This window comes from Streptomyces qinglanensis, from assembly GCF_900111245.1.
Taxonomy (GTDB): Bacteria; Actinomycetota; Actinomycetes; order Streptomycetales; family Streptomycetaceae; genus Streptomyces; species Streptomyces qinglanensis.
In genome coordinates this window covers 1-16,765 of sequence record NZ_FOGO01000014.1, presented here as the reverse complement: position 1 = coordinate 16,765, position 16,765 = coordinate 1, and the positions used below count along the sequence as shown (strand labels likewise).

The 16,765-nt window shown below is 74.4% G+C and carries 17 protein-coding genes; 8 read left to right on the top strand and 9 right to left on the bottom strand.

What is annotated here, in order from left to right:
* The first annotated feature begins 38 nt into the window (after positions 1-38).
* Entirely contained in the window at positions 39-1,256 is a 1,218-nt protein-coding gene (locus BMX65_RS24930; protein ID WP_075002609.1) for an erythromycin esterase family protein, read from the top strand.
* A gap of 70 nt (positions 1,257-1,326) precedes the next feature.
* On the opposite strand, the gene BMX65_RS24925 is transcribed toward BMX65_RS24930, so the two are convergent.
* The gene (locus tag BMX65_RS24925) at positions 1,327-2,391 is read right to left on the bottom strand and encodes an NsdA family TPR-like regulatory protein (protein WP_483316228.1); all 1,065 of its coding nucleotides are present in this window, start codon (positions 2,389-2,391) and stop codon (positions 1,327-1,329) included.
* A 324-nt stretch (positions 2,392-2,715) separates the two neighbouring features.
* Positions 2,716-3,096 carry an ArsR/SmtB family transcription factor gene (locus BMX65_RS24920; protein ID WP_075002607.1) on the bottom strand — a complete coding sequence of 127 codons (381 nt, stop codon included), beginning with the start codon at positions 3,094-3,096 and terminating at the stop codon, positions 2,716-2,718.
* Positions 3,097-3,317: 221 nt separating this feature from the next.
* Here BMX65_RS24920 and BMX65_RS24915 point away from each other — a divergent pair, with 221 nt between their 5' ends.
* Positions 3,318-4,853, top strand: coding sequence for an MFS transporter (locus BMX65_RS24915; protein WP_239502305.1), 1,536 nt, complete (start codon positions 3,318-3,320; stop codon positions 4,851-4,853).
* A gap of 62 nt (positions 4,854-4,915) precedes the next feature.
* Here the strand turns inward: BMX65_RS24915 and BMX65_RS24910 are convergent, their stop codons facing one another.
* Complete coding sequence (locus BMX65_RS24910) at positions 4,916-5,620, bottom strand: copper homeostasis protein CutC (protein ID WP_075002606.1); 705 nt, start codon at positions 5,618-5,620, stop codon at positions 4,916-4,918.
* A 331-nt stretch (positions 5,621-5,951) separates the two neighbouring features.
* Here BMX65_RS24910 and BMX65_RS24905 point away from each other — a divergent pair, with 331 nt between their 5' ends.
* The 3 genes from BMX65_RS24905 (at position 5,952) to BMX65_RS24890 (ending at position 8,450) form a co-directional block, all read left to right on the top strand.
* A complete protein-coding gene (locus BMX65_RS24905; RefSeq protein ID WP_075002730.1) occupies positions 5,952-6,629 on the top strand; it encodes an HD domain-containing protein in 678 nt (225 codons plus the stop codon).
* Positions 6,630-6,684: 55 nt separating this feature from the next.
* Positions 6,685-6,954 (top strand): hypothetical protein, encoded by a 270-nt coding sequence (locus tag BMX65_RS24900; protein WP_398760708.1) that lies wholly within the window; start codon positions 6,685-6,687, stop codon positions 6,952-6,954.
* A 200-nt stretch (positions 6,955-7,154) separates the two neighbouring features.
* Positions 7,155-8,450: a Cmx/CmrA family chloramphenicol efflux MFS transporter gene (locus BMX65_RS24890; protein WP_075002603.1), complete on the top strand. Its 1,296-nt coding sequence runs from the start codon at positions 7,155-7,157 to the stop codon at positions 8,448-8,450.
* Positions 8,451-8,593: 143 nt separating this feature from the next.
* Here BMX65_RS24890 and BMX65_RS24885 read toward each other — a convergent pair whose 3' ends face one another.
* Positions 8,594-8,851 (bottom strand): DUF4031 domain-containing protein, encoded by a 258-nt coding sequence (locus BMX65_RS24885; protein WP_075002602.1) that lies wholly within the window; start codon positions 8,849-8,851, stop codon positions 8,594-8,596.
* A 70-nt stretch (positions 8,852-8,921) separates the two neighbouring features.
* Positions 8,922-9,269 (bottom strand): hypothetical protein, encoded by a 348-nt coding sequence (locus tag BMX65_RS24880; RefSeq protein ID WP_075002729.1) that lies wholly within the window; start codon positions 9,267-9,269, stop codon positions 8,922-8,924.
* 260 nt (positions 9,270-9,529) lie between these two features.
* Between BMX65_RS24880 and BMX65_RS24875 the strand changes: the two genes are divergently transcribed.
* From BMX65_RS24875 to BMX65_RS24865, 3 genes are all read left to right on the top strand, one after another.
* A complete protein-coding gene (locus tag BMX65_RS24875; RefSeq protein WP_075002601.1) occupies positions 9,530-10,543 on the top strand; it encodes a MurR/RpiR family transcriptional regulator in 1,014 nt (337 codons plus the stop codon).
* A 219-nt stretch (positions 10,544-10,762) separates the two neighbouring features.
* Positions 10,763-11,923: an N-acetylmuramic acid 6-phosphate etherase gene (gene murQ / locus BMX65_RS24870; RefSeq protein WP_075002600.1), complete on the top strand. Its 1,161-nt coding sequence runs from the start codon at positions 10,763-10,765 to the stop codon at positions 11,921-11,923.
* A gap of 153 nt (positions 11,924-12,076) precedes the next feature.
* Positions 12,077-13,672 (top strand): PTS transporter subunit EIIC, encoded by a 1,596-nt coding sequence (locus BMX65_RS24865; protein WP_075002599.1) that lies wholly within the window; start codon positions 12,077-12,079, stop codon positions 13,670-13,672.
* 163 nt (positions 13,673-13,835) lie between these two features.
* Here the strand turns inward: BMX65_RS24865 and BMX65_RS24860 are convergent, their stop codons facing one another.
* From BMX65_RS24860 to BMX65_RS24845, 4 genes are all read right to left on the bottom strand, one after another.
* Complete coding sequence (locus tag BMX65_RS24860) at positions 13,836-14,636, bottom strand: VOC family protein (RefSeq protein ID WP_075002598.1); 801 nt, start codon at positions 14,634-14,636, stop codon at positions 13,836-13,838.
* Positions 14,637-14,851: 215 nt separating this feature from the next.
* Positions 14,852-15,502: a sensor domain-containing protein gene (locus BMX65_RS24855; RefSeq protein ID WP_239502304.1), complete on the bottom strand. Its 651-nt coding sequence runs from the start codon at positions 15,500-15,502 to the stop codon at positions 14,852-14,854.
* Positions 15,503-15,708: 206 nt separating this feature from the next.
* On the bottom strand, positions 15,709-16,023 hold the full coding sequence (locus BMX65_RS24850) for a hypothetical protein (protein ID WP_239502303.1): 315 nt from the start codon (positions 16,021-16,023) through the stop codon (positions 15,709-15,711).
* 398 nt (positions 16,024-16,421) lie between these two features.
* The coding region (locus BMX65_RS24845; protein WP_177214345.1) for a transglycosylase SLT domain-containing protein at positions 16,422-16,765 on the bottom strand (344 nt) is incomplete at its 5' end.

Sequence of the window (16,765 nt, the reverse complement as noted above, 5' to 3'; positions counted from 1 at the left end):
AAAGTTTCCACCGAAGGTTCAACGATACCGTTGACGGTATGGCTACTGACCTCAAGGACGCGGCCCGCGCTGTCGAAGGCGCCGCCGTCATGGAACTGCTCCCGAACCGGCCCCGGCTGCTCGCCCTGGGCGAGCCCACCCACGGCGAGGACTCCCTGCTGGAGGTGCGCAACACGCTCTTCCGGCAACTCGTCGAGCAGGAGGGCTACCGGACGATTGCGCTGGAGAGCGACTGCCTGCGCGGCCTGGTCGTGGACGACTACGTCACCGCTGGCACAGGCACCCTCGACGGCGTCATGGAGCACGGCTTCAGCCACGGCCTCGGCGCCTCCGCGGCCAACCGCGCACTCGTGCGCTGGATGCGTGCCCACAACGACGGCCGCCCCGCGGCCGAACAGGTCCGCTTCGCCGGATTCGACGGCCCGCTGGAGATCACCGGCCCCGAGAGCCCCCGGCAGGCCCTCACCGCACTGCACGGCTACCTCGCGGCCCACGGGGACGCGGACCTGCTCCCCTGCACCCCGGAGGCGCTCGACACCCTGCTCGGCGCCGACGACCGCTGGACCCATCCCGACGCGATGCTGGAGCCGGCCCGGTCCATGGGGCGGAGCACCGAGGCCGGGGAACTGCGGCTGCTCGCCGACGACCTGGTGGCGCTGCTCGAGGAGCAGGCCCCGCACCTGATCGCGGCGACCTCGCGGGACGACTGGGACCGGGCACGCCTGTCCGCGCGGAGCGCCACCGGCCTGCTGCGCTACCACTCCTCGATGGCCGACACCTCGCCGAACCGGATGACGCGGCTGGTGGGGCTGCGGGACCGGATGATGGCCGAGAACCTCCTCGACCTCGCCGCACGGGGCCCGGTGCTGGTCCACGCGCACAACTCCCATCTCCAGCGGGCGAAGAGCACGATGCAGATGTGGCAGGGGCAGGTGGAGTGGTGGAGTGCCGGCGCGCTCGCGCAGGTCCGTCTGGGCGCGGAGTACGCCTTCCTGGCCACGGCGCTCGGCACGATCCGGCACCGGGGCGTCGACACCCCGCCGCCGGACACCCTCGAAGGGCTCCTGTACGCACTCCCGCGGGCCCCCTGCGTCGTCGACGCCTCCAGGCTGGCCGCCGCCCTCGGCACCCCGCACCCCGCGCCCCGCACCTCCCCCTGGTTCGGCTACGCACCACTCGCCCCGGACCAGTTGGGCGAGCTGGACGGAGTCGTGTTCGTCAGGGACGCGGGAGAGAAACCCTCCGAGGAGGCGTAGGGCACCGGGGGACGCCGACAAAGGGTGGACGGCCCGGAGATGGACGGCCCGGAGGTGGCGCCGGGCGGCGTCAGGGGCCGGGCGGTGCGGGTGGGGGTGTCGGGCGGGCGGCCGCGTGCAGCGTGTCGCGCGCGTGGTGGAGGAGCCACGTGGGGGCGTGCCGGTGGAGGGCGTGCAGGGTGCCGCGGAGGCGGGTGGTGCTGCGGGTGGAGGTGACATCGGTCAGCAGGTGCGCTGCGCGGGCCAGCGACGGGGCGGCTTCCGGCCAGGCGCCCGCACGGATGTGGCCGGTCAGCCCGGCCACCGCGTGGTGGAGGGCGATCCGGCCCGTGGGCGCGGTGGCGCGGACCCTCTGGTCGAGCGCGTGGAACAGCGGGAGCGCGGCCCGTGGAGCGTCCAGATCCAGCAGCATCTCGGCTTCGTGGCCGAGGACTTCGGTCCCGTCCACCCACCAGGTCCAGGCGGGGTCCCGCAGGGCGACGGAGTCCTGCAGCGCACCCCGCGCCCGGCGCATCGCCGTCAGGGCCCGGGCCCGCTCACCGGTCTGCGCGAGGGCGCGGGCCTGCCGTACCCGCGCCAGCAGTGCCACCCTCGGCGGCACCCGGGGGCGGGCCAGGAGCTCCTCGGTGACGGCCAGGGCCCGATCGGGGCGGTGGCCGTCGACGGCGTGCATGGCCAGCATGTCCAGTGCGAACCACTCCCGTCGGGCGTCCCCGGCGCGGAGGGCCAGCGTGCGCGAGTCGGTGAAGGCGCGGCGGGCCGCGGCCTGCCGGCCCGCGTCGAAGAGGAGCCAGCCCGCGATCTGGGCGAGTTCCGCCACCTCGGCCGTCAGCCCGCTGTCGGACGCCGGGCCCAGGCACGCCCGTTCGGACGTCCACAGTCGCCGGGCGGCACCCGCCACCGCGTCGCCGCCGTGCCGGTCCTCGTGGCGGAGCAGCGGACGGGCCGCGGCCACCGCGCTGCCTGTTCGCCGGTCGCCCACCCGGCCAGAGTACGCAGCGCCCGCGGCACCGGGCGCCGCACGTACTCGGGAACGCGCACCCGCGAGCGTTCGCCGGCGGCCGGTGGGAGACAGCGGCGGAGACCACGGCGAAGCGATCGTTCGCGGCCTGATCACGCCATGCGCTTGCTGCATCGCGTACCCGCCGGGGCTCGACCAGCAGACGTGGAGCAGACGTGGAGCAGACGTGGGCGGCCCACCTGCGGAAGGCTGCCCGCACCCTGCCGTCGTCTCGCCGGGGCGCGAAGCCCCCCGGGGAGGGGGGAGGGAGGGCAAAGAACCCCTGGCCACGGGGTGTGGCCACGGGGCCAGGAACGCAGCGGAGCCCGAGGAATCGCGCGGACGAGGAAACGCGAAACGCGAAACGCGAAACGCGGAAACGCGGAAACGCGGAAACGCGGAAACGCGGAAACGCGCGGATGAGGAAACACGGAAACGCGCGGGATGTCGCGCAGAGGGCTACTCGGCCGGGGTCCAGTCGGCGATCAGGGCGAGCAGACCGGGGAACCGCGCCTTCAGGTCCGCGATGCGCACCTGGTTGCGGCGGGAGGGCCCGTACTGACGCTGCCGGACGAGGCCCGCCTCGCGCAGGGTACGGAAGTGGTGGGTCAGCGAGGACTTGGGCCGCTCCAGCCCGAACCAGGTGCAGGTGTGGTCGAAGTCGACCGACTCCAGCAGCAGTTTGCGGACCACCCCGATCCGGAGCGGGTCGCTGAGCGCCGCCATCACCGCCTCCAGCCGGATCTCGTCCCGGCCCGGCTCGGGCAGCGGCTCGGGGACCTCGGCACCGGGCGGGGGCGGCGGGATACGGAACTCCCGGTCGAGGGCCGCGTCACTCACGGGCTCCTCCTTCGGCGGTCGGCGGTCAGCGGGTGGCGGTGGACGGTCGGCGGACGCCGGTCGGCGGTCGTGCGGGCGACCGCACCGCACCGCACCGCAACCAACCACGGCAGTACGACTTGCATCGTACTACTCGCCACTGGTACGAATTCTCTCGTACTACTTGTACGAGTCCAGTCGTACTCCTTGTGTCCCGCCCTCCTCTGCCCAGGAGCTCCCGCATGTCCGCTTCCGCTCCGCCCGCCTCCTCCGCCCCCCGACGGGGCTGGATGTGGCTGGCCGCCTGGCCGGTCGTCGCCGTACTCGCCCTCTCCAACGAACCCGCTCCGCTCTACGTCCTGTGGCAGGACCGGATCGGCTTCTCCGCAGCCGCCCTGACGGCGGTCTACGCCGCCTACATCGCCGGACTGCTGGGCACCCTCACCGTCGCGGGCACCCTCTCCGACCGCTACGGCCGCAAGCCGGTACTGCTCCCCGGCCTGGTGCTCGGCCTGCTGGCCTCGGCGCTGTTCGCCACGGCGCACTCGGTGCCCCTGCTCCTGGTGGCGCGGCTGCTGAGCGGGATCGCGGTCGGCGCGTTCCTCTCCGCCGGGATGGCGGCCGTCTCCGACCTCGCGGACCGCACGCAGAAGCGCACGGCCGGACTGATCGCCTCGTCCTCCATGGTCGGCGGCGCCGCCGTCGGTCCGCTGCTGGCCGGGCTGCTGTCCGAGCTGGTGCCCGGCCCCTCGGTCACCGTCTTCCTGGTCCAGATCGGCCTGCTGCTGGCCGCGTTCGCCGTGGTGGTCCGGATGCCGCTGCCGCCGCGGGCCGACCGGGCCGCACCCGGCACCGCCCGGCGCCTGGTCCGCATCCCCTCCGCGCCACGGGCCAACCGCGGCCAGCTCCTGCTGGGCCTGGGCGTCTTCGCGCCCGCGATCGCGGCGACCGGCTTCGTGCTCTCCCTCGGCCCCACCCTGCTCGCCGACCTGTTGCACACCCGCAGCCGGATCCTCTCCGGTGCGACCATCTTCGTCCTGTTCGCCGCCGCGACGGGGATCCAGTTCGCCGCGCGCAGGCTGCGAGTGCGCACGGACCTGCTCACCGGCGCCGGACTGACCACGGCGAGCATGGCCGTGCTCGTCCTCGCCGTCCGCACCACCTCGGTCCCCGCACTCGTCGCCTCCGCCGTCCTCGCCGGACTCGGCCAGGGCCTGACCCAGCTCGGCGCCCTGACCATGCTCAGCTCCGACGTCCCGGCCGCACGCCTGGCCGAGGCCAACGCCGCCCTCACCGCGGGCGGCTACCTGCTGGCCGGGGCGCTGCCGGTGGCCGCCGGGGCGCTCAGCGACGCCACCTCCCTCGACACCGCCGCCGCCGTGTTCGGCGCCACCGTCGCCGCCCTCGTCCTGACGGGCGCGACCGCCGTCCTCCGCAGCGGCGCCACCGTCGCGGGCACCTCCCGCAGCGGCCGGCCCGCCGGAGGTGTCCGCGGCACCCGCGGCGCGCAGGACGCGCGGGGTACCCGCGGTACGCAGGACGGCGTAGCGGGCGTCCGGGGTACGCGGGACCGCCTCGTGCGGGCCAGGCGCCGGCGACCGGCCGGGACGGTGCACCCGGCGGCCCCGGCCGGGACGGCCACCGCGGTCACCGCGACCGCTGCGGCCACTACGGCCACTACGGCCACTACGGCCACCGTGACCGCCACGACCGCCGGGGGCGCGGCGGGCGCCTCAGCCACGGCGACGGCCGGCGCCACCCGGCCCGGCTCCGCGTAGCAGACGGCCCGGCTCCGGGTGCGGTCCCGGGCCGGGACCCGGGCAACCACTCCCCGGCTCCGTCAGTCCAGGTCGAGGGCCTGGCGCCAGGTGCGGACGGCGGCGGGGTCGACCGGGCCGGCCCAACCGCGGGGGCGGGCGGCGCTGCCGATGTGGAAGGCGTCGATGCCGGCCCGGCGCAGTCCGGCGACGTGGTCGAGCGAGAGCCCGCCCCCGACCAGCAGCCGGGGCCCGTATCCCGGCTCCTCCGCGGTGGTGCGGGCGGCCTCGGCGCAGAGCGTCCGGAAGCCGTCGGTCACCCCGTCCGGGGAGCCGGCGGTGAGGTAGGTGTCCAGGCCGGGCGCGTCGGCGAGCTGCTTGCGGAGGGCGTCGCGGTCGGCAGCGCGGTCGAGGGCGCGGTGGAAGGTCCACCGGCACCCCGGTACGGCAGCCGTGACGGCCTCGACGGCGCGCAGGTCCGCCTGCCCCGCCTCGTCGAGGAAGCCGAGCACGAACTCCTCGGCACCCGCCGCGCGCAGCGCCGCTCCGCGGGCGCACAGCTCCTCGATCCCGGCGTCGCCCCCGGCGCCGAAGCCGTCGGCGAGGCGCAGCATCACCCGGAGCGGGATGCTGACGGCGTCCCGGACGGCGGTGTAGGTCTCCAGGGACGGGGTGAGCCCGTCGGCGGCCATGTCGGTGACCACCTCCAGGCGGTCCGCTCCCCCGACCTCCGCTGCGGCAGCGTCTTCCGCGCTGAGCGCGACCACCTCGAGAATTGGTCTAGACATGCGCAACAGAGTGCCACACGGCGGAAGACGCTGGAAGACGGCACTCCCTTCGGACCACAATTGCCCGATGTCGACGACAGAGCCCCCACCCGCGTCCGGCCGGCCGGACGACGGAACGGTCCGGCGACCGGCCCACGGCACGGCGCGGGAGCCCGCGGACGCCGCACGTCCGGACCCCCGGGAATCACGTCCGGCCCCGGACGCAGCGCGCCCGGACCCCGGCACGGCACCCCCCGGCACGGCGCCTCCCGCCCCGGACGCCTCGCACCCGGGCACGGCCCGTCCGGACCAGGAGACGGCGCCCCTCGCCCCGGACGCAGCAGACCGGGAGCTGCTCGACCGCTGGAACGCGCTGCTGATCAGCGCCCGCGAAGGGACCGCCGGCCCGGACCCGGCCCCCTACGGCGAGGACCTGCTCGGCCGCTGGGCCGAGCCCCACCGGCGCTACCACGGCACGGCGCACCTGCGCGCCGTGCTGGACCGGATCGACGAGCTCGCCGCGCAGCTCCCCCCGGAGGAGGCGGCCGGCCCCGGAACCGGCACGCGCGCCGACGCGGGCCCCGACCTCACCGCCGTACGGCTGGCCGCGTGGTTCCACGACGCCGTCTACCGGCCCGACCGCAGCGAGAACGAGGAGCGCAGCGCCCGCCTGGCCGAACGCGCGCTGCCCGAGGCCGGGGTACCGGCCGCCCGTACTGCCGAGGTCGCCCGGCTCGTCCGCCTCACGGTCACCCACGACCCCGCCGGGAACGACCTCGACGGCGAACTGCTCTGCGACGCGGACCTCGCCGTCCTGGCGGGCACACCCGAGCAGTACGCGCACTACGCCGCCGAGATCCGCCAGGAGTACGCCTTCGTCCCGGACGCCGCCTTCCGGGAGGGCCGCTCCGCCGTCCTGCGCCAGCTCCTCGGCCTCCCGCACCTGTTCCGCACCGGCTACGCGCGCGACCGCTGGGAGCCCGCGGCCCGGCGCAATCTGACGACGGAACTGGGACTGCTGGAGACATGACGCGGGAACACCCGGCCTCCCCGGAGTCCGGCACCGTACGACGAGGAGCATGCTGATGGAGGAAGAGACGGAGACCGTCTGCCGGATCTGCGGGTTCGATGGCCAAGTCGTCTGGGAGGGCGGGTGGCCGACGGAGTGCCTCTGCCCCTGCTGCGGCAACGAGTCCGACATCGGCGACAGCAGCGTCACGGGAGTGCGCATCTACCGCGGCTACTGGGTGGCCAACGGCGCGCCCTGGCACGACGGGCTGGAGGAGCGCAGGCAGCGGGCCGACGGCTGGGACTTGCTGCAGCAGATGACGAACATCCCACCGCAGTGGCGCTGAACCAGTGACCCGCCGCGGCCCGCCCGAGCACCGACCGGAACCGGGGTCGGCCCCCGGGAGCGGGCTCGGGTCCCTGCCCCGGCTCCGGCTCCGGCTCCGGCTCCGGCGGCGGCTGCGGCTGCGGCTGCGGCTGCGGCTGCGGCTGCGGCTGCGGCTGCGGCTGCGGAATGCGCGGACCCCGAAGCGGGGTTGAGGGTGTCATGCCTGACGATCTCGTAGAGGGCCGCCCCTCCGCCGCCCGTGTCCCGGCGGCCGTCCATGTGCTGGGCCTGTCCGTCTTCGCGCTCGGGACCTCCGAGTTCATGCTCTCCGGGATCCTGCAACCGCTGGCCCGGGATCTGGACGTGTCGATCCCCCAGGCCGGACTGCTGGTGTCGGCGTTCGCGGTGGGCATGGTCGTGGGCGCTCCGGTGCTGGCGGCGGCGACGTTGAAGCTGCCGCGCCGGACGACGCTGGTCGCACTGCTGGCCGTCTTCATGCTGGGGCAGGTCGCGGGCGCACTCGCGCCCGGCTACGAAGTGCTGTTCGCCTCCCGGGTGGTCAGCGCGCTGGCCTGCGCCGGGTTCTGGGCGGTCGGCGCCGCGGTCGCGGTCTCGCTGGTGCCGGAGAACGCCCGGGCCCGGGCCATGGCGATCATGGTGGGCGGGCTGAGCATCGCCAACATCGCGGGCGTACCGGCCGGATCGTTCCTCGGCCAGCACGCGGGCTGGCGCGCGGCGTTCTGGGCGGTCGCCGCACTCTCGGCCGTCGGCCTGGCCGGGGTGCTCGCACTGGTGCCCCGTACCCCGGTGCCGACCGGCGCCGAGGCCCCCGATCTCCGGCGGGAGCTGCGGATCTACCGGGACAAGCAGGTGTGGCTGGCCCTGCTGACCATCGCGCTGAACGCGGGCGCCGTCTTCGCCGTCTTCTCCTATCTGGCGCCGCTGCTCACCGATGTCGCCGGGCTGCCGGAGAGCTGGGTGCCCAGCGTGCTCGCGCTGTTCGGGCTCGGCGGGCTGATCGGCACGGTGATCGGCGGGCGGATCGCGGACGCGCACCTGTTCGGCACGATGTACGGCGGCATCGCGGCGTCGACCGCCGTGCTCGCGCTGCTGGCGCTGCTCGCCGAGTACCGCTGGGCCGCGATCGGACTGGCCCTGCTGCTCGGCGTCACCGCGTTCACGACCGCGCCCGCGCTGAACGCCCGGATGTTCAACGCGGCAGACGCGGCGCCCACCTTGGCCGGGGCCACGACGACGGCCTCGTTCAACATCGGCAACACGGTCGGGCCCTGGGTGGGGGGCCTGGCCATCTCGGCGGGCTGGGGGTACCCGGCCGTGGCCTGGGTCGGCGCGGCCATGGCGGCGGTCGCGGTGCTCGCGACCGCCGTCTCCGCGCGGGTGCACGCCCGCTCCCGGGTGGTCGCCGCGTCGTATCCGCGGAGGGAGAAGCGGGAGGATAAGCGGGAGGAAGAGCGGGGGGAGGTGCGGACGGAAGAGGAGCAGGCCCGGGTATAGACACCCGGGAAGCTCCGCGGGGGGGGGCAGGCTTCGCCGCGGGGCAGCGCGGGGGCAGCACGGATGCGGGGCCCGCGACCGCGGAAGCCGCGGATGCGGGAGCCGTGGTCGTGGCTGCCGGCCGTCGCTGGGAGCCCCGCGGGTCAGCGCTTGCGGCGCCGGAGGCCCGCGGCCGTGAGCCGCTGGAGCAGTTCCTTGGAGCCGACCGGGACGGCTCCGGCGCCCACCGCGGTCTCGTACAGCGTCGAGGGCACGTCGTAGTGGTCGCGGTCGAAGGCGCGCGGCGGGCATCCGATGCCCGCCGCGAACACGTGCAGCTCCTCGTACGAGAGGTCGCTGACCACGTGCGACCACATCCGGCCGTGCCCCGGCCAGATCGGCGGGTCGATGTAGACGGTCACCGACCGGGTCCCGAGCCCGCGCCGAGGGCCGCAACCGCAACCGCGCCCGCAACCGCGCCCGCGCCCGCGCTCACAGCTTGCTGCCCAGCGAACCCACCCGGGCCACCACCGTGGAGGTGGCGGCGCACACCCAGTGCGGCTCCTCGCCCAGTTCGGGTTCGACGTCGAGCGCGTGCGGATCGGAGCCGACGCACACCGGGCAGACGGGCCAGCGCCCGTACCGTTCGAGCAGCGCGTCCTGCACGTCCTGGGCGACCAGGCCGTCCACGAACGCCGCGCCCTCCGGCCACTCGCCGACCCACCAGCGGCGGTGCGAGACCGCCTCCTCGACCAGCGAGACGATGTCGGCGTGCGCGACGTCGCTCGCCTCCAGATCGGCGAGGATCAACGCGCGGGCCGCGTGCAGCGACCGCTCCAGCGGATCCTGACGGCGGTCGCCCGGCCGGGGCGCCTCGCGAGGCTCCTCGCGGGGCGCGTCGCGGTGCTCCTCGCGGGGCTCCCGCTCACGGCCCGCGTCGTGGGAGGCGCCGCCGGGCGCTCCCTCTTCCGGGGGTCCCGAGTCGGATGCGGGTTCCTTCGGTTCCATACCTCCATTGCACCACTGCACGCGCGGAGGGATCACACGTTCGTGCCGCGTCGAGCATTGACTGGGTGTCGATATGAAAATATCTTCCGTCTGTGAGCAGCGACCTGAAGGAAAATTTCGCCTTCCGTCCGGGACGCCGGACGGCCAGGCCGGGCACCCAGCCCCCGGCCCCCCGGTCAGCGGGCGACGCCGACGGCAGCGTCCCCTCCCGGACAGCCAACCGACCGGGACCCACGGCCCTCGCGGCCAAGGTCCGCACGATGGCACCCTCGATGACGCGCTCCATGCAGCGGGTGGCCGAGGCGGTCGCCCACGATCCGGCGGGGTGCGCACAGCTCACCGTCACCGGGCTGGCCGAGCGCACCGGCACCAGCGAGGCCACGGTCGTCCGCACCTCCCGGCTGCTGGGCTATCCCGGCTATCGCGATCTGCGCCTCGCCCTCGCGGGGCTCGCGGCACAGCAGGAGTCCGGCGCGGCCCCCGCCGTCACGGCGGACATCGTCGTCGACGATCCGATCGCCGACGTCGTCGCCAAGCTGGCGCTCGACGAGCAGCAGACCCTCGCCGACACCGCGGCGGCGCTGGACGTCGCGCAGGTCGAGGCGGCGGTCGCGGCGATGGCGGCGGCCCGGCGTGTCGACGTGTACGGCGTCGGCGCCTCGGGGCTGGTCAGCCAGGACCTGGCGCAGAAGCTGCTGCGCATCGGGATGGTGGCGCACAGCCATGTCGACCCCCATCTGGCCGTCACCAACGCCGTCCAGATGCGGGCGGGCGACGTCGCGCTGGCCATCACCCATTCGGGGCGGACGGTGGACGTCATCGAGCCGCTGCGGGTCGCCTTCGACCAGGGGGCGACCACCATCGCGATCACCGGCCGGCCGGACGGCGAGGTGGCCCAGTACGCCGACCACGTACTGACCACCTCCACGGCCCGCGAGAGCGAGCTGCGCCCGGCGGCGATGTCCAGCAGGACGAGCCAGCTCCTCGTCGTGGACTGTCTGTTCATAGGGGTCGCGCAGCGTACGTACGAGACGGCGGCGCCCGCGCTCTCCGCCTCCTACGAAGCGCTGGCGCACCGCCACTCCCCCAGGCAGCGCACCCGCTGACGCCTCCGCGGTCGGCCGGACCCGGCCGACCGCTGGGGCGGGCCCAGGCACGTCCGCCGCGCAGTCCCGTCCCCCGGCGGCGCGCCACCGGGCCCCGCACCGTCGGCAGCCCGCTGCCGACGGCACCCGCCGACCGCCGACCAGCGGGCCCACCGGCCGCACCCACCGCTCCGCGGCCACCGGGGCCCGCCGCCCCGAGCCACAGAAAGCCGCTCCCCGATGACCACCTCGCAGTCACAGACCACCGCATCCCGGACCGGTGCCCCGCACCCCGCCGCACCGCAGTCCGCCGGTCCGGAATCCGCCGGACCGCAGTCCGCCGGCTCGGAGGCCGCCGGTCCGGCGGACCCCGGTCCGGACTCCAGGGCCGGGCGCTCGCGTCACGACGAGCTGCGCCGGCAGTTGAGCACCCTCACCACCGAGGCGTTCCGCAGCGAGCTGGCGGAGATCGACCAACTGCCCACGCTGGAGATCGCCAGGATCATGAACGGCGAGGACAGCACCGTCCCCACCGCCGTCGCGGCGCAACTGCCCGTGATCGCCGAGGCGATCGACGGCATCGCCGAGCGGATGGCACGCGGCGGCCGCCTCCTCTACGCGGGTGCCGGTACGGCAGGGCGCATGGGGGTGCTGGACGCCAGCGAGTGCCCGCCGACCTTCAACACGGCCCCGGGACAGGTCACCGGCCTGATCGCGGGTGGCCCCGGCGCGATGGTGAACTCGGTCGAGGGCGCCGAGGACAGCGCCGAGGCGGCGGCGGCCGATCTGGCGGCGCTGGAGGTGACGGCGGACGACACGGTGGTGGGGATCTCCGCCTCCGGGCGGACGCCCTTCGCCGTCGGCGCCGTCGAGTACGCGCGCTCCCGCGGAGCGCTCACCGTCGGACTGGCCTGCAACGCGGACTCGGCGCTCGGCGCGGCCGCCGAGCACGGCATCGAGGTCGTGGTCGGGCCCGAACTGCTGACCGGCTCCACCCGGCTCAAGGCCGGTACGGCGCAGAAGCTCGTGCTCAACATGCTCTCCACCCTCACGATGATCCGGCTCGGCAAGACCTACGGAAACCTGATGGTGGACCTGCGCGCCTCGAACGAGAAGCTGCGGGCCCGCTCGCGGCGCATCGTCGAGCTGGCGACCGGAGCGCCTGACGAGGAGATCGAGGCGGCGCTGACGGCCACCGACGGCGAGGTCAAGGCCGCGATCCTGACCATCCTCGGCGGTGTCCCGGCACCGGAAGCGGACCGCCTGCTCACCGCCTCGCACGGACATCTGCGCGCCGCACTCCGGTCCGCCGCCGGTGCGCACGGCAACGGGACCCGGACCGGCAACGGAACCGGCAGCCCCACCGGCACAGCCTCCGACCCCGACTCGACCGCGGGGTAGCCGCGCGCCCCCGGCCACTGCCCCCGCACCGCACGGCACCACTCGGCACGGCACCACTCGGCACGGCACCGCACCACCCCGCACGACACCGACCGATCAGGACACCACCCGACCGAACGACCATGGCACCACTCGAAGAAGAGCGACCGCACCATGAGCACACACAGCGCCCGAAGCACCCCTGACGACAACCCCGGCAGACAGCTCGCCGAGGCGATCCTCCCCCTGGTGGGAGGCGCCGCGAACGTCACCTCCGTCAGCCACTGCATGACCCGGATGCGGCTCGGCCTGGCCGACCGCTCCCTCGTCCAGGACGGGCCCCTCAGGGCGCTCCCGGGCGTGCTGGGCGTGGTGGAGGACGACACGTACCAGATCGTGCTCGGTCCGGGCAAAGTCGCCCGGATCACACCGGAGTTCGAGGCACTCGTACAGGCGGCACCGGACCGGTCGGCGGCCCCGGAACCCGCCCCGGCGGGCGCCGGCCGGACGGCCGCCGACCTGGCGGCCGAGGGCGCCGCGCTCCGCGCCGCGCGCAAGGAGAAGAACGCGACACCGGTGAAGCTGATGCTGCGCCGTATCGCCAACATCTTCGTCCCGCTCATCCCGGCGCTGATCGGCTGCGGCATCGTCGCCGGACTCAACGGACTGTTCACCAACGCGGGCTGGCTCCCGTCGCTCACCCCCGCGCTGGCGGCCATCGCCAGCGGCTTCATGTCGCTGATCGCCGTGTTCGTCGGGCTGAACACCGCGCGGGAGTTCGGCGGGACGCCGGTGCTGGGCGGTGCGGCCGCGGCCGTCATCGTCTTCCCCGGGGTGGCGGAGGTCTCGGCGTTCGGCCAGAAGCTGGCCCCGGGTCAGGGCGGTGTGCTGGGCGCACTGTTCGCGGCGCTGCTGGCGGTGTACGTGGAGAAGGGGTGCCGCCGCTTCGTGCCGTCCGCCGTCGACGTGCTGGTCACGCCGACGGTGACGGTGCTGGTCGCGGGGCTGGTCACGCTGTTCGGGCTGATGTACGTGTGCGGCGAGATCGCCACCGGGATCGGACATCTGGCCGACTGGCTGCTCCAGCACGGCGGGGCCGTGGCCGGATTCGTGCTGGGCGGACTGTTCCTGCCGCTGGTGATGCTGGGCCTGCACCAGGCGCTCATCCCCATCCACACGACGCTGATCGAGCAGAGCGGCTACACCGTGCTGCTGCCCATCCTCGCGATGGCGGGCGCCGGGCAGGTCGGCGCCGCGATCGCCATCTACCTGCGGCTGCACCGCAACACCTCGATCCGCAGCACCATCCGCTCGGCCCTCCCCGCGGGGTTCCTGGGCGTGGGGGAACCGCTGATCTACGGGGTCTCGCTACCGCTGGGCCGCCCCTTCATCACGGCGTGCGTGGGCGGGGCCTTCGGCGGCGGGGTGGTGGGCCTCTTCTACCAGTTGGGCACCTCGGTCGGCTCCACCGCGATCGGCCCCTCCGGCTGGGCGCTCTTCCCTCTCCTCAAGGGCAACCACAGCCTGGGCGGCATCGCCCTGATCTACGCGCTCGGGCTGGCCGCCGGCTATCTGGTCGGCTTCGTGGCCACCTACTTCTTCGGGTTCAGCAAGCAGATGCTGACCGAACTGAACGCGCCCGCGGTGGCCCAGGCACCCGCCGCCGCGGGCGGGCCCTCGCCCGAACCCCCGCCGTCCGGCGCCCCGGACCCCGGCCCGGACCCGGGTCCGGCCCCCGCGCCCGCGGGAGGCGGCGGCTCGCTCGTCTGACGGGAGCCCGGATCACGCCCGCCCGCCTCGGGATCCGCCGCCTCCCGCAACACCCGGCGGCGGTGGGGGACGCAGCGCCGTCCCCCACCGCCGCAGCGGCGGGTTGCGGTGCACGCTCCCCGCGGCAACGCCGCCGCGGGGACACCGTGGAGGGCCGGAAGCGTCACCTCATGTCCGGGTCTCCCTTGATCAGGGCGAACGGCGCACCGGCCGGATCCTTGAGCATCGCGAGGCGGCCCACACCCGGCACGTCCGTCGGCGGGATCAGCACCTTCGCGCCGGCGCCGGTCGCCCGCCCGCACGTCGCGTCGCAGTCCTCGGTGGCGAAGTAGGGGTGCCACTCCGAGGTCGACCCGGCGCTCAGGTTCTCCTGCGGGAGCTGCATGATCCCGCCCTGCCCGGTGTCGCCCTCCGTACCGCCACCGGGCGCCGAGACCACCGAGTAGACCAGGTCGTCACCCATCGACATGTCCTCGTAGGTCCATGAGAAAACCGCCGTGTAGAAGCGCTTCGCCGCCGCCGCGTCCGTCGTGTACAGCTCCGTCCAGCACAGCGTCTCCGGCTCCATGAGCACTTCCAGTCCACCCGTGTCCTTCGGCTCCCACACGGCGAAGTCGGCGCCGGTGGGATCCGTGAACTGCGCCAGCCGGCCCGCCGTGAACACGTCCATCGGCGCGACCCGTACCGTGCCACCCGCCTCCTCCACCAGGGCCCGCACCGCGTCCGCGTCCCGGGTGTGGAAGTACGTCGTCCACGCGGGACTTCCGCCGTCCTCCATCAGCGGGCCGACCGCGGCGGCGGTCCGGCCGTCGCGCTGGAAGAAGCCGTATCCCCCGGCCTCCGGGCCCGCCGACTGGAACTGCCAGTCGAAGACGCTGGTGTAGAAGGCGACGGCGGCGTCCACATCGGGCGCGCCGAGGTCCAGCCAGTCGGGAGTGCCGGGAACGAAGTCGGTCGTCAGCATGCGGAACCTCCGAAGCACGAGGCGTGTGCTGGATCCGGGGTGCTGCACCGGCGGGCGGGCGCGCAGCCGCCACCCGCCGTCGACCGTGCGGCCGCCGCCGCGGGACGCACCCGCTCCTCACAGCCACCCACCGCCTCAGGATGGCAGCATTCCGGCCGACTCGCCGCTCGGGAAGCCCCGGGCCCCCGCCCCGGGCCCCCGGCCCGGCCTCCGGGTCACAGCCGCTCGCGACGGAGCAGCACCCGGCCCAGCCCCGCCTGCGCCACGGTCAGCCCCCGGACCATCGGAACCGCTGTGAGCAGGAAGAACACACCGAGCGCGGTGTTGAAGGCGATGTCGGGTCCGCGCCCGTCCAGCCCGAAGGCCAGCTCCATCAGCCCGTCCTCCTCACCACGGGGGATCGACCAGGACCACAGGCCGTAGGTGAGCCCGCCGACCCCGCCCACCAGCCAGGTCAGCGTGAACGAGAAGGTCGCCACCCGCACCGGGAAGACCAGCACCGCGTGCACCAGGTCCCGCCACGCCTGCGGGTCCGCCACCCCCTTCCACCGGCTGCCCCCGCGCCCCGCACCCTCCGCCGCCCCGCCCGGACGGGCGGGCAGCGGACGGCCGGTGACGGCGGCGATCTGCTCCGCCTCCACCCGCGCCAGGAAGCGGGCCACGGACAGCGTCCCGGCCAGCACCGGCACCCCGACGACGAGGACGAGCGTCGAGACGCCGAGCGCGAACCCGGTCACCATCAGCACGAAGGCGGCGATGCCCAGCGGCAGCCCGGAGAGCAGATAGCCCACCTGCTGGCCGAAGCGTCCCCGCCGACGGGGGAAGGAGTCCGGTCCCTGCTGCACCTGCGTTGTCATCGTCGCCATGGATCCACTGTCGCCGGGCAGCGGAGCCGTTCCCATACCGCTGGGGCCCGGATCCGGGGTGGTGCTGGCTACACCCCGGGCCGGGCGGAGGGACGGTCGACGTCCCGCGGTCCGCCTCTCCGGACCGCGCCCCGCCGGGCCCGGCGCGCCCACCCTCCACCCGGCCTCCGTGCGGCGCTCCGCCCGGTCTCTGCCGAGCGCTTCGCTCAGCGGACGGTCACCGTCACCGGCGCGGAGGGCTGGCCCGCGACCACCGTCCGGACCCGGTTCACGCCCCTGATACCGAGCTTGACGCGCATCGAGTAGTCCAGCGACCGGTTGACGACCGACTCAGCAGGCAGCGTCTTCCACGATCCGTGCTGCATCTGCTGGAGACGCACGGCCGTCCCCGCCTTGATTCCGGTCACCTTCCCGTGCAGCCGGAACTCCTCCCACTGCCGCACCCGTTCCCGGTCGGCCGTCACGGTGTTGGTCCTGGCCGCCGCCGAGGGACCGCCGGGCGTGCTCGGCGCCGTGCTCACCGTCGCACTCCCGGTTCCGGGGTCGGCTCCGTTCCCGTTCCCCCCGTGCCCGATCCCGGGGCCGGTCGCGGCCGCGGTCGCGGCCGCTGCACCGATCAGGCCCACGGCCAGGACACCGGCAACGGCGGGACGGAGGCGGAATGTTGCGCTCATCGTGTGCGGCCTCTTCTCGTGAGAGCGATAGCGTCCACCCGCAACAGCAGTGCAGTGACGGGCATTTCAGGCATCCCCACCTGATGAGCCGAATACTCCACAGAACAGACGAGCGGACATGCGAGGGAGCGGGTGGGAGGGGGTTCCTCCCGCCCGCTCCCTGGGGGGGTGTGGCGGTGGTGCTGGTGTGGCGGTGGTGCTGGTGTGGTGCCAGTGTGCCTGTGGGCGTGTGTGGGGGGGTGTTGTCAGTAGGCGGAGTCGACGTTGTCCATGCTGCCGTAGCGGTCGGCGGCGTAGTTGCAGGCGGCGACGATGTTGGCGACGGGGTCGGTGAGGTCGTCGGGGGTGCCCTTGACGTGGTACTGGTCGAAGGTGGGCTGGATGACCTGGAGGAGTCCCTTGGAGGGGATGCCCTTCTGGGCGTTGATGTCCCAGTCGTTGACGGCGTCGGGGTCGCCTGCGGATTCGCGGATGATGTTGCGCTTGATGCCGTCGTAGCTGCCGGGGATGTCGTGCTTGGCCATGACGGCGCGGGCCTCGCGGATCCAGCCGTCGAGGTTGTCCGCGTACTTGCCCTTGCCCTCGCCCT

Excerpts from the sequence above, each read along its gene's own strand:
- BMX65_RS24930 (WP_075002609.1), top strand. The coding sequence starts at position 39 with ATGGCTACTGACCTCAAGGACGCGGCCCGCGCTGTCGAAGGCGCCGCC.
- BMX65_RS24925 (WP_483316228.1), bottom strand. The coding sequence starts at position 2,391 with ATGCAGCAAGCGCATGGCGTGATCAGGCCGCGAACGATCGCTTCGCCG.
- BMX65_RS24915 (WP_239502305.1), top strand. The coding sequence starts at position 3,318 with ATGTCCGCTTCCGCTCCGCCCGCCTCCTCCGCCCCCCGACGGGGCTGG.
- BMX65_RS24910 (WP_075002606.1), bottom strand. The coding sequence starts at position 5,620 with ATGTCTAGACCAATTCTCGAGGTGGTCGCGCTCAGCGCGGAAGACGCT.
- BMX65_RS24900 (WP_398760708.1), top strand. The coding sequence starts at position 6,685 with ATGGAGGAAGAGACGGAGACCGTCTGCCGGATCTGCGGGTTCGATGGC.
- BMX65_RS24890 (WP_075002603.1), top strand. The coding sequence starts at position 7,155 with ATGCCTGACGATCTCGTAGAGGGCCGCCCCTCCGCCGCCCGTGTCCCG.
- murQ (WP_075002600.1), top strand. The coding sequence starts at position 10,763 with ATGACCACCTCGCAGTCACAGACCACCGCATCCCGGACCGGTGCCCCG.
- BMX65_RS24865 (WP_075002599.1), top strand. The coding sequence starts at position 12,077 with ATGAGCACACACAGCGCCCGAAGCACCCCTGACGACAACCCCGGCAGA.
- BMX65_RS24860 (WP_075002598.1), bottom strand. The coding sequence starts at position 14,636 with ATGCTGACGACCGACTTCGTTCCCGGCACTCCCGACTGGCTGGACCTC.
- BMX65_RS24855 (WP_239502304.1), bottom strand. The coding sequence starts at position 15,502 with ATGGCGACGATGACAACGCAGGTGCAGCAGGGACCGGACTCCTTCCCC.